Below are 15,934 nucleotides of genomic sequence, written 5' to 3' on the forward strand. Positions count from 1 at the left end.
CATCAATATTAGATATTGTTTTTAAGGAGAAGATGAGTCATGTTTTTTTCTGGCTTTGGGCCACTCCTGCTCAGCGGGACATGGATGACCATACAGCTTGCGTTGTTGTCACTTTTACTTTCTGTGATTATTGGCTTAATTGGTGCGAGCTCAAAACTCTCTAGTATTAAAATTTTACGTTATATAGCAACCGCTTACACTACGCTCATTCGAAGTGTGCCTGATTTGGTCATTATGCTGCTGTTATTTTATAGCTTGCAGTTGGGTCTCAACCAAATTACTGAAGCACTGCAAATGGACCAAATTGATATCAACCCATTTGTGGCGGGTGTGATTACTTTAGCGTTCATTTATGGTGCATATTTTACCGAGACCTTTCGTGGTGCATTTCAATCGGTTCCTAAAGGCCAAATTGAAGCAGCAATGGCCTATGGAATGACTCCGTGGCAGGTTTTTTACCGTGTATTATTCCCACAAATGATGCGTTTCGCTTTGCCTGGTATTGGTAATAACTGGCAAGTTTTGATTAAGGCGACCGCACTAGTTTCTATTATTGGCCTGACTGACATTGTAAAAATTACACAAGATGCGGGTAGAAGTACCATGCAGTTGTTCTTTTTCAGCATCGTGGCTGCTGCCATTTATTTAGCGATTACCACCGTGTCGAACCTGATTTTAATGTGGCTTGAACGTCGTTATTCTGCTGGTGTAAGGAAGGGACAATTATGATTGAAATCCTTCAACAATATTGGCAGGCATACCTTTGGACCGATGGCTTACAAATGACCGGTGTCGCGATGACTGCTTGGTTATTGGTGCTTTCTATTGGTATTGGTTTTGTTCTCGCTGTGCCCTTGTCACTTGCACGAGTATCAGAAAATATCTGGTTACGTGGCCCAGTTTGGTTATATACCTATGTTTTCCGTGGCACACCACTTTACATTCAATTGCTGATTATTTACTCAGGTATTTACAGCTTTGATTACATCCATGAACACCAGACTCTTGATGCTTTTTTTCGAGAGGGCATAAATTGCACCATTTTGGCATTCGCGCTCAATACTGGTGCATATACAACTGAAATCTTCGCTGGGGCGATTCGTTCTATTCCACATGGTGAGATTGAGGCTGCACAAGCTTTCGGTATGTCAAAATGGAAACGGTACACTCGCATTATCATTCCATCGATGTTACGCCGTGCTTTACCGTTTTACGGCAATGAAGTCATTTTAATGTTGCACGCGACAACCATTGCATTTACAGCAACTGTTCCTGACATTTTAAAAATTGCGCGTGATGTGAATGCGGCAACCTATGACACCTTCAATGCTTTTGGAATTGCCGCGGTGTTATATGCAGTGTTGGCTTTTATTTTGATTGGGCTATTTCGTAAGCTTGAAAAACGTTGGTTGGCATTTTTAAAGCCATCGAATCATTAGGAGACATAAATGGAACAAGTTGCAAAACTAGTGATTCGCGATTTACATAAGAAATTCGGCGATCATGAAGTGCTTAAAGGAATATCACTTGATGCAAATGCCGGTGATGTAATTAGTATCATTGGTTCATCGGGTTCAGGTAAAAGTACTTTACTCCGCTGCATTAACTTTTTGGAACAACCGAGCAATGGCACGATTAAGCTCAATGGTGAAAAACTACGCACAGTCTTTGATAAAAAAGGCAATTTAAAAGTAGTTGAACCAAAGCAACTACAAAAAATGCGTACACAGCTCATGATGGTATTTCAGCATTTTAATTTGTGGTCACACATGACAGTGCTAGAAAATGTCATTGAAGGGCCCATTCACGTACTTGGGGTAAAACGTACTGAAGCTGAAGAGCGTGCACGCAAATATCTACGCAAAGTTGGATTACCTGAAAGTGTTGAAAGTAAATATCCGGCATTTTTATCTGGTGGTCAGCAGCAACGTGTAGCGATTGCTCGTGCTTTGGCTATGGAACCAGAAGTTATGTTGTTCGATGAACCAACCAGCGCGCTTGATCCAGAGTTGGTGGGTGAAGTACTAAAAGTAATGCAGGGCTTGGCTGAAGAAGGACGTACTATGATTGTGGTGACACATGAAATGGGCTTCGCGCGTCATGTATCTAATCAAGTGATTTTCTTGCATCAAGGGAAAATTGAGGAACAGGGCCATCCTGATGAAGTACTCAATAACCCGAAAAGTGAGCGTTTAAAGCAATTTTTGACGGGCAGTTTGAAATAAGCTGTTCATACCGAGTAAGGTGAAATTTTTTAAACAAGGATTTGCATCTTACTCGGTTGCTTTTTAATTATATTTTTATAAATGGGTATTTTTAGAAAACACATTAATAATCACAATACCTGCAATCATTAAAGTAAGACCAATACAGGCCGCCAAGTCTAAATGCTGTTTGTAAAAGATCCAGCCAATTGCAGAAATTAAAATAATACCCGCGCCCGACCAAATGGCATATGCAATCCCGATCGGAATTGTTTTTAGCGTCAGGGATAATAAATAAAAAGCAATTGCATAGCCCACAACAGTAACGATGGACGGAATGGGAACAGTAAAACCTTGAGATGCTTTTAAGGCTGAAGTTGCAACGACTTCACAAGCAATCGCAATTGCTAAATAAAGATAAGACATGGGGAGCTACGCCAGAAAGAGTTTTAATCAATCTATATGAAATGTTGAAATGGTTAGACCAGTTTTAACGATTGTGCAATTTTTGGGGTACAAAAATACCAGTAAAACAAACTGAACTGATCATTTGATTTTATCATTAGCAAAGTGGCTTAAGCTATTTATTCATTTATTTAATCATTGATCTGTATAGTCATTTAAGAGGATCAGCCACCTTAGCCTGATCCTCGATAGACTTTTTAAGAGATAGATTCGCCGAGTATATTTAAATCCTTAAATTTCTCTAGCAGTTGCTCTTTATTTTCAATATGTGCAGGGTCTGGTTTTATGCAATCGATAGGGCAAACCGCCTTACATGTGGGTGCATCATAAAAGCCTACACATTCGGTACAACGGTGTGGATCAATTTCATAAACTTTGTTGCCTTCAAAAATGGCGATGTTCGGGCATTCTGGTAAGCACATATCACAATTGATGCAGTCACTTGTAATCAAAAGCGCCATATTTAACTCGCTGAATAAGCTAAGGTAGAGGCAGTAATGTTTTCCTTAGCATGCGGCAAATTGCGTATGAGTAGGGCATAACTAACATCAACATCTTGTGAAAGTGGAATCTCAACAAAATGCCCCGAACCTTTAGCATCGGTACTTGGGTTACCTTTTAAATCGCGCATTTCGGTTAAAGTAAAGGTGATATTACCTTGAGGCGTCATCAGCTCAAGTGAGTCGCCCACCACAAAACGGTTTTTAACTTCAATGCGAATATAATCGCCGTGACGTTCTAAAACCTCTCCACAAAATTGTTGGTAGTCGAAATGCGATGAACCATCAGCATAGTTTTGATATTCGCTATGCACATGACGTCTCAAAAAGCCTTCGGTATAACCACGGTTTGCCAAACCTTCGAGTTGGTTCATTAAGCTTGGGTCAAAGGGTTTGCCTGCTAAAGCATCATCAATAGCTTTTCGATAAATTTGGGCGGTACGGGCACAGTAAAAATAGGATTTAGTACGGCCTTCAATTTTCAGTGAGGCAATCCCCATTTTGGTTAAACGATCTACATGTTGTACCGCACGTAAATCTTTAGAGTTCATAAAATAGGTGCCGTGTTCATCTTCTTCGGCAGCAAACATTTCTTCATCATTGCGTTGTACCAGCAGCGTTTGAGCCGAGGTTGTTTCTAATTGTGCTGATGAGCAGCAAGACTTTTCTGACGCGTTGAGTTGAGTAACTGGAATTACATCGCCGTTTGCATCTTCTTGGGCTTCATGCAACTTATAGTCCCAACGGCAAGCATTGGTACAAGCACCTTGGTTGGCATCACGCTTGTTCATATATCCGGAAAGTAAGCAGCGGCCTGAATAGGCCATGCATAGTGCACCATGTACAAAAACTTCGAGTTCAATATCTGGGACGTGTTGCTGGATTTCTTCTATTTCTTCTAATGATAACTCACGAGATAAAATGACTCGGCTTAAACCGTAATCTTTCCAAAACTTAACAGTGGCCCAATTAATAGCGTTGGCTTGAACAGATAGATGAATTTGCACATCAGGAAAATGCTCTCTCACCATCATGATTAAGCCAGGATCAGACATAATCAGAGCATCTGGTTGCATCGCTACAATTGGTTCAAGATCACGAATAAAGTTTTTTAATTTGCTGTTATGCGGTTGAATGTTCACCACAACATAAAACTTTTTGCCCAAAGCGTGGGCTTCATCAATTCCGATTTTTAGGTTGTCATGATCAAAAGCATTATTACGCACACGTAAACTGTAACGTGGTTGGCCTGCATATACGGCATCTGCACCATAGGCAAAAGCATAGCGCATGTTTTTAAGTGAACCTGCGGGAGAGAGAAGCTCAGTTTTCATAAAATAAAAGGCATAAAAAATATATGGTTTTATTTTATTTTATTAACTCCAGATTTGGGATTCAACCTACTGAAGTAGTAGGGATTTGATCATTACCCTTTTGTACGGGCAGCATATTTTTTGCTAGCTCTCCTAAGCGCATCAAAGCATTTAACATTTTGGGATTTAACTCAAAACAAGCTGCTATACGTAAACAATGACTAAAACGTTTATCAGCCGAACACAAAATTCCGGGCATACATAAGATTTTTTCATCCATGGCCTGATGAAACAGTTCTAGGGTATCAATTGATTCGGGTAGTTCTAACCATAAAATAAATCCCGCTTGTGGACGACTGACTCGAGTACCGACTGGAAAATAGCGGCAAATATAAGATTTGATGGTGTCAATTTGTTGTTGATAGCGTTTTTTGAGTTGACGTAAATGTAGATCATATCCGCCATTCTCTAAGAAAAGTCCTAAAGTTTCTGTGAGTAAAGCAGGCTCAGCAACAGTGGTTGTAAATTTAAGCTGCTGCACAATATTACGGAAACGTCCAGCTTCTAGCCAACCAATTCGATAGTCGGGCGCCACAGTTTTGGTATAGCTGCCACACACCAAAACCCATCCATTTTGGTCAAACGCTTTGATGTTGGGCAAGAGAGGCTCGGTGAGTTGCAATTCGGCATACATCGCATCTTCAATAACAGGAATCTGAAACTGATTAGCTAACTCTGCCAAGCGACGGCGGCTGCTCTCAGGCATGCTAAAACCGAGAGGATTGTGTCCTGTCGGAATGGTTAAAATGGCTTGTACACTTTGAGATTTTAAGAGTTCTTCAAGTGCATCAAGGCACATACCTGTATGTGGCGAGGTCGGTACTTCTACAATTTTTCGACCTAAATTATGAAGGAGTGGGTACAGGTTGTGAAATGTAGGAATCTCAAGCGCTACACTGTCGCCCGCTTGAGTTGTTGCCATAATCGCGAGACTTAAAGCCTCCATCGTGCCATGAGTGAGCACAATATCATCTGCTGAAAGAAACATACCTAACTGTAAGCTTCGCCTAGCAATTTGAGTACGTAAACGTATAGAACCGGGCGGCAAGGTATAGCTTTTAAAAATATCTGGCTGTGTCCGTAAAACTTGAGCAGTTAAGCGTTTTAAGCGTTCAATTGGATAAAAATTTTCCCCAGAAGGGCAAGCTAGGGCCAAATTGACATAGTCGGGGTCCATTTGTTTTTTAACAATTTGTGCGAGAAAACAGCTAATTCCTGAAAGAGATACTTTTTCTTCACTGACATAACGCTCTTCGAGTTCTAGTAAGTTTGAAGGTGCATGACAAACGTAGTAACCAGACTGTGGACGAACTGAAATTAAACCTTGATCTTCAAGCTGGCGATAAGCTTCTTTTACAGTGTTAATACTGACCTGATAATGCTGGGCACAATCTCGAATTGATGGCAACCGAGAACCCACAGGTTGCCTGCCATTCTGAATTTGAAGGGTGAGGTCATCACTCACTTTTTTATATTTGTACATGTCAATTCATTAAAAAGCCAAAGCAATGGATACACTCTATAGTGATCTCTTAATTATCTCAAATATTGTTAGTTTTATAGATTTATCCATTTAATCTGAATCTATTTTTAACAACTGTGTCTATTATTTTTAATATTAACTGATACTGTGACCATTAAAAATAAATCAGTAAGATCAAGAAATGGTAAGGACTTAATAGCCATATTTTTTAATTTTAAAATCAGTAGGAGTGGTCTATGTCTGTTGTTGCATTTAAACAAGTTGATGTTTTTACTTCACACGCATTTAAAGGAAATCCTGTTGCAGTCATTATGGACGCCAGCACCTTAACGTCTGAGCAGATGCAAGCCATTGCGAACTGGACCAATCTTTCTGAAACCACATTTGTACTCCCTGCGACCGATTCACAAGCTGACTATCAGGTTCGAATCTTTACTCCGCAAAATGAATTGCCATTTGCAGGCCATCCTACAATTGGTACTGCCTATGCTTTGCTTGAGGCGGGTCTAATTAAAGCGAAAGAAGGTAAGCTGGTACAGCAGTGTGGTGCTGGTTTGGTGACTCTGACTGTGAGTGAATCAAGTCATATTTCATTTGAACTACCTAAGCCTAAAATTACTCCACTAGATGCTATGCATACTGAGAAATTAGCAGAAATTTTAAAATGTGAAATTAATACTCAATGGAACGCTGCATTGGTAGATGTAGGGGCACGCTGGATTGTATTGCAAGCTGTTAATGCTGACGCTGTTTTAGATAGCCGACCAGACTTTGCCGCTTTAAAAGAACATGACTTAGAAATGAAAGTTACGGGTGCGACAGTTTTTGGTTTTCATGAAAATAATGATGAACAAAAACACATAGAAGTTCGTTCATTTGCCCCTTCATGTGGAATAAATGAAGATCCAGTTTGTGGTAGTGGTAATGGTAGCGTAGCTTCATTTATTCGTTATTATGGGATTCTTCCTGCACAAAATGATGTCGTAGTTTCTTCACAAGGTGGGGCGGTAGGTCGAGACGGACAACTTCAACTTGAATTGTATCAAGATAAAATTTTGGTGGGTGGAACCGCTGTCACCTGTATCGATGGCACAATTAAGTTATAAAAACAGACATAAAAAAACCGAGGATTTTGCCTCGGTTTTTTTATGTCTAGAAAAAATTATTTTTCTACGAACGCACGTTCAATGACGTAGTCGCCCATTTCACCCATACGAGGTGATTCAACTAAACCGTGTTGGTCAAGTAATGCAGCCACATCTTTTAAGAATGCAGGGCTACCGCAAAGCATTGCACGGTCAGTTTCACGGTTGAAGCGTGGTAAACCGATTTTTTCAAATAAAGCGCCAGTTTCAATTGCAGTTGTTACACGGCCTTGAGTGTGGAAAGGTTCACGAGTAACAGTAGGGTAGTAAACAAGCTTGTCTTTAATACCTAACTCTTCAAAGAATTCATGGTTTGGTAATTCGTTCAAGATAAGGTCTTGATAAGCTAATTCAGAAATATAGCGTGTACCGTGAACAACAATTACTTTTTCAAAGCGTTCGTAAGTTTCTGGATCACGAATAATTGATAAGAATGGAGCAAGACCAGTACCAGAAGATAAAAGGTATAAGTTTTTACCTGGTAAAAGGTCATCATGAACCAAAGTACCTGTTGGTTTTTTAGAAACTAAGATTTCGTCACCAACTTGTACTTTTTGCAAAATCGAAGTTAAAGGACCGTCTTGTACTTTAATTGAGAAGAATTCTAACTCTTCTTCGTAGTTTGCACTTGCAATCGAATACGCACGCATTAACGGTTTGCCATTCACTTCAAGTCCGATCATTACGAACTGACCATTTTTAAAACGTAAGCTGGTATCGCGTGTAGTTTTAAAACTGAAAAGAGTGTCATTCCAGTGGTGAACATGAGTAATGCGTTCAACGTTAAAAGCAGCCATTAAAGGTCTCGATCACGATTAAAAGAAAACAGATTGCTATTCTAATCTAATTTCATTCCCGATAAACTGAATATATTTAATTGTGTTTATAAGAAAAAGTGATGATCAATTCTGTCACCTTCCCTATCATTGGCCACATGTGCTCTCCCTATCGTGAAAAATTCGGTATTCCACGCCAGCCTAATTTGGTCAATATCGAGTCTTATATTGACATGGTAGAACCATATAATGACTTGTTAGCATTTGAGGGAATTGAGCAATTTAGTCATCTCTGGTTAGTTTGGCAGTTTCATGACAATAAAAATCAAGGCAGTGCAGATAAGTTCCGTCCACAGGTTCGTCCGCCACGTTTAGGTGGTAATGAAAAAATTGGAGTATTTGCTACACGAAGTATGTATAGACCTTCTCCAATCGGGCTTTCAGTCGTAAAACTTAATAAAGTGGAAAAGGTGGGCAAGTCTGTCCGTGTTTATGTCACTGGAAGTGATTTATTAAATGGCACCCCAATTTTAGATATCAAACCCTATATTCAATATTCTGATGCAATTGCAGAGGCTCAAAGTGGTTATGCACATGCAGAACCAGAACGAAAGGCAGTCATTTGGAATGAAACTGCGTTAACAGCTCAAAAATATTTTCTTCAAAATAAAGAAATAGATTCGCAATACATTGATGAGCTTGAGCAAGTGTTAGCTTTAGATCCTCGGCCTGCCTATCAAGAAGATGCTGAAAGAATCTATAAAATGAAATTTTCAGACTTTGATATTCATTTTAAGGTCGATCAATTTGTAGTTACCGTCATTGATGTGGTGAAGACTTCTGCGCTTGCATAATAGATATTTTAAAACCAATGGATGTTGAGCCAAAGTAAAGTAATAAAAATAGCCATATGAATGAGCTGGGCGGGAACGAAAGCAAGGGCATAGCGTAGTCCGCCCGAAATTGCGGAGTTCACACTTTTAGCAAGAGCGTGAACTGCAAAACCTCCTAAAAAGGCAATTAATAAAGGTGTCATATGTGCGCTATCAGGTTCACCTTGCACAATGACCGCCGCTATAGCTGCATGTATTTCAAATAATGAAGCAAGTAAAGTCCCCGCGATTAATCCCGCATCGCCTAAAGATAGACTTAAACCATAAACACCTGCCTGAATAAGGGTAAGTGTACCCGCAATAATAATGGCTTCTTTTAAGCTGAACATTCTTGAGTCCAGCTCGGGTGAAGCTGTACTAGGCTCGGCTTTACGTAATAAAATAAAGGCCCATACTGCTAATACTACTAAGGCAATAAGTGTAGGAAATATAATCAGCTTGAACCAAGCAAAGCTAATACCGATCACAATAATTAAGGTTTGAATCAGTGTTGAAACGCAAGACATCAATGCAGCACCTGCATTTGTTGTTGCGTTGGCTTTGCCAGAGCGTACTTCTAAACCTAAACTGGCAATAGTTGCTGTACTAGAAACAAATCCAGAAGCTAAAGAAGAAAGCAATAAAGCATTTTTAGATGACAAAAGTCGCTTTGCTATATGGGCAAGGGCTTGAACAAATAAGATTAAAGTCAGTAATTTTAAAATCACATGTGGATTTAAAACCGGTCCCCAAAAAGGCTTATTAGGTACTAAAGGCAGAGCGATTAATAGTAAGGCAAGTAGAAAAATACCATCACGTAATTCTGATTCAGTAATCCATTGACTGGCAATGCCATGCATAGACTGCTTAGCTATTAAGATAGTTGTCATGATCACAGCTAGGCCGGCAGCGAGCGAAATATTCCAAATGCAAAGTGCCCCGATGAAGTAAGTCATAATAAAGGCGAGTTCGGTGGTCACGCCCGGGTCATTGGGTTGATTTTTGAGGGAAACAATACTAATGGCACCAATGAGTAAGGCACCCACAATTCCAATTTCAATGCCAAATAAAAAACAGACCGCTCCTAATAAAGCACTAATTGCAAAAGAACGGAAACCCGCAAAGGTTTTATATTCATGTTTAAGCTTACTTCGTTCTCGTTCTAAACCAATTAATAAGCCACAACCAAGCGCCGCAGCAATGACAGTAATAAATTCTTCAAATGATGCTGTTTGTAATGACATTGTCATTGGAAGTTCCATATTACTTCCTCTTCGCTTATTGTTATATGTGGATTTGAATCATTTTAAAATCATGTATTCATGTTCAGTTTATGCTTTTTATTATAGTGAGCATAGTGTCTTTTTTAGACAAAACTATGTAGAAAATATTTCTATAAATATGACCTGTGACACAAAAAAATATTAAGATGAGAATTGGTTTAATTAACTGATGTTAAAGGATATTTAAATGTGAAACATCTCTGCTATATTATAAAAATATATTGGGGATAACGCATGAATGCACATGTAGAAATAGATACATATTGGTGTCTAGAACAACTATTACAAGAAGGCCGTATAACAGAACGAGATAAATTACTGGTACAGACAAGCCACCGCCAAAAAGACCAGTTAAAGTGGCATCCATTACAGTGGATTGCACATTTTAATTTAAAAGATCAGCAACACACACATGCGCATTTGAGTTTAAATCGCTTATGTTTATGGTTTGCAGATCGGGTTCAGCTACCTCTATTTGTGATCGATCCTTTAAAGGCAGATGTCAGCGCTTTAACGCAGGTCATGTCACAAGAGTTTGCAATTCGCAACCATATTTTAGCTGTTGAAATTCGTGCTGACCGAATCGTGATTGGAACAGATCAACCATTTCAAACAGATTGGCTTAATAACCTTGAACGAAGTCTAGCGCCTAAAAAAATTGAACGGGTACTGCTTAATCCCGAACAGTTACAACGCTATTTGCGCGAATATTATCAGGTGAGTCGCGCGGTAAACTCGGCTCAAAAAGATGCGGCTCATGACCGCGACACTAAAAATGTTGAAGCACTTTTGCAGCTTGGCGATAGTCAAAACCCAGATGCAAATGATCAGCATATTGTGAAATTAGTCGACTGGATTTTACAGTTTGCATTTGAGCAGAGTGCCAGTGACATTCACATGGAACCGCGTAAAGATAATGGTAAAGTCAGGTTTAGGATTGATGGCGTTTTACACACCATTTATAACATGCCTTCAAATACGCTGACCGCCGTGATTTCTCGGATTAAAATTTTAGGACGTTTGAATGTAGCGGAAAAACGTAAACCACAAGATGGCCGGTTAAAAACACGTACACCTAAAGGGCAAGAAACCGAATTACGTTTATCAACCTTACCAACCGCATTTGGTGAAAAACTGGTTATGCGTATTTTCGACCCTGATGTGTTGGTACGTTCTTTTCAGCAATTGGGTTTTGAAGAGCGTTTATTACAACAGTGGCAACAATTAACAAAAAATAGCCACGGTATTATTTTAGTCACGGGTCCTACAGGCTCCGGTAAAACAACTACGCTATATTCATCTTTAAAGCAGCTTGCAACCGAGCAGGTCAATGTCTGTACCATTGAAGATCCGATTGAAATGCTAGAGCCTAGTTTTAACCAAATGCAGGTGAATCATGCAATTGAATTAGGCTTTGCAGACGGTGTGCGTGCGCTTATGCGTCAAGACCCTGACATTATTATGATTGGGGAAATTCGTGATCAAGATACAGCGAATATGGCCATTCAGGCAGCATTAACAGGTCATTTGGTTTTATCAACTTTACATACCAATGATGCACCGTCTAGTTTGACTCGTTTGCATGATCTAGGTGTACAACCATTTCTGACAGCTGCAACAATTTTGGGTGTTCTCGCGCAGCGCTTAGTCCGCCAGCTTTGCCCACACTGTAAGAAAAAAACTCACATTAATGAGGATGAGTGGGAACACTTAACCTTTGACTACATTATGGAAATGCCTGAAACGGTTTATCAAGCGGTAGGCTGTGAAGAATGTCGTCATACAGGCTATAAAGGGCGAGTCGGTATTTACGAATTTATGCCGGTCAGTCTTGAGCTTAAACACCTTATTAGTAGTCATGTGATATTAAATGATTTAAGAACTCAAACTAAAAAAGAAGGTATAGAACCTTTAAGAATTGCAGGAGCCCGTAAAGTGATTGAAGGACTTACGACATTAGAAGAGGTCTTGAGGGTTGTGCCATTAAATTAAGTTTTTCTTAAGATTCACCTCATTTATGGTTGATTTAATTGCTTTATCCCAAGAGGGAACCATAAACAGAGGGTAATAATATGAATATGCTTAAAGTAATGTTGATGACTGCTGGTATGACTGCTGCTGGCGTAGTTGTCGCGAATACACCAGTGAATCAAGCTGCAATTGCTCCGGCAACTGTCACCACAGTAAAACAGGCATTAACCTCAAAAGATAATACACCGATCAAATTACATGGTCAGGTTGTAAAGTCTTTAGGTGATGAAAAATATCAATTCCGTGATAAGACAGGTAGCATTACAATTGATGTAGATGATGAACTTTGGCAAGGTCGCCCTATTTCAGCCAATACAAATGTGACTTTAATTGGTGAAGTAGACATTGACTATAAACCTTTAAAACGCGTAGAAATTGATGTGGATCAAGTTCAGTTCTAATGAATAAGGTCTGTAGATCTACTACTTTTAGCCGCATTTAAATCATGCGGCTTTGCTTTTTTTATAAAGGCTTGGCAAGATCAAATCAGGATATAACAGGAAAAATAGATGAGAATTTTGCTTGCAGAAGATGATCGCTCTCAAGCTGAAAGCATTCAATCATGGTTAGAGTTAGACGGTTATCAGGTAGATTGGGTGGAAAGAGGTGATTATGCACTTACGGCAATCGAACAGCATGATTATGACTGTATTTTACTTGATCGGGGACTACCTCAACTGGCTGGTGAAAAGGTTCTCACTACCATCCGCCATAAACAAAAAAATGTTCCTGTTATTTTTATTACTGCACGTGACAGCATTCATGACCGGGTAGAGGGGCTAGATTTAGGCGCAAATGATTATTTGGTTAAGCCTTTTAGTTTAGAAGAGTTATCGGCTCGCATCCGCGCTCAATTACGCAAACAAACTTTGAGTCAGCAATCGGTTTTAACATGGGGTGACCTACAACTTGATACACAAGCGAAAGTTGTATTAAGCGCAGGCAAGTCTATCGATTTAACGGCAAAAGAATTCCAAATATTGCGTAAGCTTATGGTGCATCCCGAGCATATTATTACCCGTGATCAATTAGAAGAAGCACTCTATGCATGGGGCGAGGAAATTGAAAGTAACGCAATCGAAGTATTTATTTATCAACTTCGAAAAAAAATCGGAAGCAGCAGTATTAAAACCATACGGGGGCTCGGCTACCGTATGGGAGATTTAAAATGAAATCGAATCGCTCATCTTTGCAATCGCAGCTGGTTAAAACTACGATGTGGAGTAGTATCGTGGTGGGATTACTGGCTTTAAGCTTACTCACCATATTTTCGATCTATCACAACATGTCAGTGCAAGACGAAATCATGGATGAAATTTCAGATACTTTGCTGGTTTCCGATCTTTCTGAACACTCCATGAAACAGTTTGATGAGTTGAGTGATGAATTTGATATTCAGTATGAGTTATTAAACACAGGCCAAGTACTTACCCATTCTCATAGCTATCAGCATGAACTTTTTGAGCAAGGTAACTTATCAGAAGGTTTTTCGTATTTTTGGTTTGATGGCCAATTATGGCGTAGTCTGGCTGCACAACAAGAAGACTCTCAGCTACAAGTTGAAGTTTTTCAACCAATGAGTACACGTGTTGAAGAGGTACTCAAAGCACTTGCTGGATATAGTGGTCTTATGGTGTTGTTTTGGTTACTGCAATGGGTCATTGTAAGTTGGCGTACCGAGCATCAATTGGCTGCACTCAATTTACTTTCTAGACGAATTGCTCAAAAAACTGCATCAAATTTAGAGCCAATTCAAGAATCGGATGTCATTACAGAAATTCAACCTGTTATAGATGCATTAAACCAATTACTTGCAAGATTGCAAAGGGCTCTCGTTGCTGAACAGCGTTTTACCGCGGATGCTTCGCATGAGCTACGTTCTCCCTTGTCTGCTATACAAATGCGTCTTCAGGTCTTGCAGCGTAAATACCAACATCTTCCTGAACTTCATCAAGATTTTGAACGCATACAAGAAGACGTTTCTAGAAGTACAAAAATACTTGAGAATTTACTTCTTCTGGCCCGCTTAGAACCTAATGAAGCTGAACAGCCCGAACTTCCTAAGACAGTTATCGATTTAAATTACTTACTGGCTAGAGTGATTGAAACTGTAGATTTAGATGCGAAAGCTAAACAGATGTTGATAGAGACCAATACTTTATCGACAGAAACTAAAACATATGCGAATGAAGAATTACTGTTTATTGCTTTTAGAAATTTATTTGATAACGCCATTCGTTATAGCCCGACACTAGGCTCTATTCATGTTGAGATTAGTCAGCATGAACAGCAAATTAAGGTGTCTATTGAAGACACGGGAAATGGAGTAGATGATGAAGTGCTATTACGGTTAGGGCAGCGTTTTTTTCGGGTGCTTGGTACTCAGCAGCAAGGTTCTGGGTTAGGAATTTCAATTACTCGAAAAATTATTGAATTGCATAATGGCAAGTTATGTTTTATGCATGCTGAACAAGGTGGTCTGAGGGCAGAGATTATTCTTCCTTCATAAAAAATAGCATGGTTACCCATGCTATCCATTTTTTGTTTTCCCACGAATATTATTGAAACGCGAGTATGTTTTTTATTTAGTTAAAATTAGGCGATTGTTGCGAGTGAGGCGTAAACGATATTCCTCGCCAGCATGCATAATGCGAATTTCACGGCCTAATGCAAAGAGGTTATTAGAATGTAACATTGGTAAGGCGTGAGCTGTGTCATTGTTACGGGTAAATAAGCTAAAAGGTGCGTTCATTTGTTGTGCTCCGTGGTATGTTCTTGAACGATTTAAATGATAATCATTATCGAATAGATCTGTCAATGAGATTTTTAAGATTTTATAAAATGATAAAATTTGCTTACACTTGAGAAAAGTTTTAGAGAGTAAAAAGATGCCCAAACCAATAGTCGATGTCGCTATAGCAATCTTGATCCATCGTGGAAAAATATTAGTTGGATGGCGCGAAGAGCAGCAACATCAAGGTGGAAAGCATGAGTTCCCTGGTGGAAAGGTTGAACAAGGTGAAACACCAGAAGAAGCCTGCCGCCGTGAGATTTATGAAGAGGTGGGTATTGGTTTAAAAGATTGGCATCAGTTTGATTATATTCACCATGAATATGATGACATTATCGTCAACCTTCATTTGTTCCATAGTTATGTACCTGATGAGTTATTAAATCTTATTCACCAGCCATGGGCATGGTATACACGTGATCAGCTACTTCATTTAAACTTTCCAAAAGCCAATAAAAACATCATAAAACGACTCTATTGGCCTCATCTCATCAAAATTAGCAATACGCTTTCAACGGCAGAAAGTAGTGATGCTTTATTGTACTGGCGTATCGAAGAATTTGAGCCGCAGTATATAGAGCAATTAACTGCTTTAGATGAAGGGCAACGATCAAGTTTAATTATAAATGTCGATATTTGGCGGCAATTAAGCCCTGAATTACAAAAACAAATAAAGACCGTTCATTTAAAACAATCTCAACTCATGAATTTGCATAAAGGCGATTTAACAGTGGGCGTACGTTATATTGCTGCTTGTCATGATGCTGTTTCTTTAAAGCAAGCTCAGCAGATTGGTTGCGATGCTGTTTTTATTAGTCCTGTAAAATCAACAACGACTCATCCAGAAGCTGTAGCATTAGGTTGGGAACGTTTTAGTGATCTCGCTCAAAATAGCCAGATTCCAGTTTTTGCATTAGGAGGCGTACATCCTGATGATTTAGCCACTGCACAGCAGCATGGTGCATATGGCTTAGCAGGTATTCGTAATTTCTAATGAGAAAATAAAAAAGC

At 39.3% G+C, this 15,934-nt stretch carries 17 protein-coding genes; 10 read left to right on the top strand and 7 right to left on the bottom strand.

Annotated elements, in window-relative coordinates:
* Positions 1-39: 39 nt before the first annotated feature.
* Genes AAC388_RS05705 through AAC388_RS05715 form a run of 3 tightly spaced genes read left to right on the top strand, consistent with a single transcriptional unit; the run spans position 40 to position 2,225 of the window.
* Positions 40-729: an ABC transporter permease gene (locus tag AAC388_RS05705; protein ID WP_014207230.1), complete on the top strand. Its 690-nt coding sequence runs from the start codon at positions 40-42 to the stop codon at positions 727-729.
* Positions 726-1,439 carry an ABC transporter permease gene (locus AAC388_RS05710; protein WP_213689497.1) on the top strand — a complete coding sequence of 238 codons (714 nt, stop codon included), beginning with the start codon at positions 726-728 and terminating at the stop codon, positions 1,437-1,439. The genes AAC388_RS05705 and AAC388_RS05710 overlap by 4 nt, the downstream gene beginning before the upstream one ends.
* 9 nt (positions 1,440-1,448) lie before the next feature.
* Entirely contained in the window at positions 1,449-2,225 is a 777-nt protein-coding gene (locus AAC388_RS05715) for an ATP-binding cassette domain-containing protein (protein ID WP_342371308.1), read from the top strand.
* 75 nt (positions 2,226-2,300) lie between these two features.
* Here AAC388_RS05715 and abeS read toward each other — a convergent pair whose 3' ends face one another.
* The 4 genes from abeS to AAC388_RS05735 all read right to left on the bottom strand — a co-directional run bounded on the left by abeS (position 2,301) and on the right by AAC388_RS05735 (position 6,031).
* Entirely contained in the window at positions 2,301-2,630 is a 330-nt protein-coding gene (gene abeS, locus AAC388_RS05720) for a multidrug efflux SMR transporter AbeS (RefSeq protein ID WP_017402972.1), read from the bottom strand.
* A 236-nt stretch (positions 2,631-2,866) separates the two neighbouring features.
* Positions 2,867-3,130, bottom strand: coding sequence for a YfhL family 4Fe-4S dicluster ferredoxin (locus AAC388_RS05725; RefSeq protein ID WP_057062033.1), 264 nt, complete (start codon positions 3,128-3,130; stop codon positions 2,867-2,869).
* Between the two features lie 2 nt (positions 3,131-3,132).
* Positions 3,133-4,503, bottom strand: coding sequence for a tRNA 5-hydroxyuridine modification protein YegQ (gene yegQ / locus AAC388_RS05730; protein WP_342371309.1), 1,371 nt, complete (start codon positions 4,501-4,503; stop codon positions 3,133-3,135).
* A gap of 61 nt (positions 4,504-4,564) precedes the next feature.
* Positions 4,565-6,031 carry a PLP-dependent aminotransferase family protein gene (locus AAC388_RS05735; RefSeq protein ID WP_342371559.1) on the bottom strand — a complete coding sequence of 489 codons (1,467 nt, stop codon included), beginning with the start codon at positions 6,029-6,031 and terminating at the stop codon, positions 4,565-4,567.
* A 230-nt stretch (positions 6,032-6,261) separates the two neighbouring features.
* Here AAC388_RS05735 and AAC388_RS05740 point away from each other — a divergent pair, with 230 nt between their 5' ends.
* Positions 6,262-7,131 carry a PhzF family phenazine biosynthesis protein gene (locus tag AAC388_RS05740; protein WP_017398592.1) on the top strand — a complete coding sequence of 290 codons (870 nt, stop codon included), beginning with the start codon at positions 6,262-6,264 and terminating at the stop codon, positions 7,129-7,131.
* A gap of 56 nt (positions 7,132-7,187) precedes the next feature.
* Here the strand turns inward: AAC388_RS05740 and AAC388_RS05745 are convergent, their stop codons facing one another.
* Positions 7,188-7,967: a ferredoxin--NADP reductase gene (locus AAC388_RS05745; protein WP_002118187.1), complete on the bottom strand. Its 780-nt coding sequence runs from the start codon at positions 7,965-7,967 to the stop codon at positions 7,188-7,190.
* A gap of 101 nt (positions 7,968-8,068) precedes the next feature.
* On the opposite strand from AAC388_RS05745, the gene tsaA reads away from it, so the two are divergent.
* Positions 8,069-8,800, top strand: a complete 732-nt coding sequence (gene tsaA / locus AAC388_RS05750; RefSeq protein ID WP_342371310.1) for a tRNA (N6-threonylcarbamoyladenosine(37)-N6)-methyltransferase TrmO — start codon at positions 8,069-8,071, stop codon at positions 8,798-8,800.
* Positions 8,801-8,808: 8 nt separating this feature from the next.
* Here tsaA and AAC388_RS05755 read toward each other — a convergent pair whose 3' ends face one another.
* Positions 8,809-10,080 (bottom strand): DUF4010 domain-containing protein, encoded by a 1,272-nt coding sequence (locus tag AAC388_RS05755; RefSeq protein WP_017398590.1) that lies wholly within the window; start codon positions 10,078-10,080, stop codon positions 8,809-8,811.
* Between the two features lie 255 nt (positions 10,081-10,335).
* On the opposite strand from AAC388_RS05755, the gene AAC388_RS05760 reads away from it, so the two are divergent.
* The 4 genes from AAC388_RS05760 to AAC388_RS05775 all read left to right on the top strand — a co-directional run bounded on the left by AAC388_RS05760 (position 10,336) and on the right by AAC388_RS05775 (position 14,641).
* On the top strand, positions 10,336-12,093 hold the full coding sequence (locus AAC388_RS05760) for a GspE/PulE family protein (RefSeq protein ID WP_336026742.1): 1,758 nt from the start codon (positions 10,336-10,338) through the stop codon (positions 12,091-12,093).
* Between the two features lie 80 nt (positions 12,094-12,173).
* The gene (locus AAC388_RS05765) at positions 12,174-12,533 is read left to right on the top strand and encodes a NirD/YgiW/YdeI family stress tolerance protein (protein WP_002118236.1); all 360 of its coding nucleotides are present in this window, start codon (positions 12,174-12,176) and stop codon (positions 12,531-12,533) included.
* A 108-nt stretch (positions 12,534-12,641) separates the two neighbouring features.
* The gene (locus tag AAC388_RS05770; RefSeq protein WP_002118246.1) at positions 12,642-13,304 is read left to right on the top strand and encodes a response regulator transcription factor; all 663 of its coding nucleotides are present in this window, start codon (positions 12,642-12,644) and stop codon (positions 13,302-13,304) included.
* On the top strand, positions 13,301-14,641 hold the full coding sequence (locus AAC388_RS05775) for an ATP-binding protein (RefSeq protein WP_342371311.1): 1,341 nt from the start codon (positions 13,301-13,303) through the stop codon (positions 14,639-14,641). Before AAC388_RS05770 ends, AAC388_RS05775 begins: the two co-directional genes overlap by 4 nt.
* Positions 14,642-14,713: 72 nt before the next feature.
* On the opposite strand, the gene AAC388_RS05780 is transcribed toward AAC388_RS05775, so the two are convergent.
* Positions 14,714-14,884, bottom strand: a complete 171-nt coding sequence (locus AAC388_RS05780; protein ID WP_002118129.1) for a hemin uptake protein HemP — start codon at positions 14,882-14,884, stop codon at positions 14,714-14,716.
* A 136-nt stretch (positions 14,885-15,020) separates the two neighbouring features.
* Between AAC388_RS05780 and AAC388_RS05785 the strand changes: the two genes are divergently transcribed.
* Positions 15,021-15,917 carry an NUDIX domain-containing protein gene (locus AAC388_RS05785; RefSeq protein ID WP_342371312.1) on the top strand — a complete coding sequence of 299 codons (897 nt, stop codon included), beginning with the start codon at positions 15,021-15,023 and terminating at the stop codon, positions 15,915-15,917.
* The last annotated feature ends 17 nt before the right edge of the window (positions 15,918-15,934 follow it).

This window comes from Acinetobacter sp. D009 (genome assembly GCF_038562025.1).
Taxonomy (GTDB): domain Bacteria; phylum Pseudomonadota; class Gammaproteobacteria; order Pseudomonadales; family Moraxellaceae; genus Acinetobacter; species Acinetobacter pittii.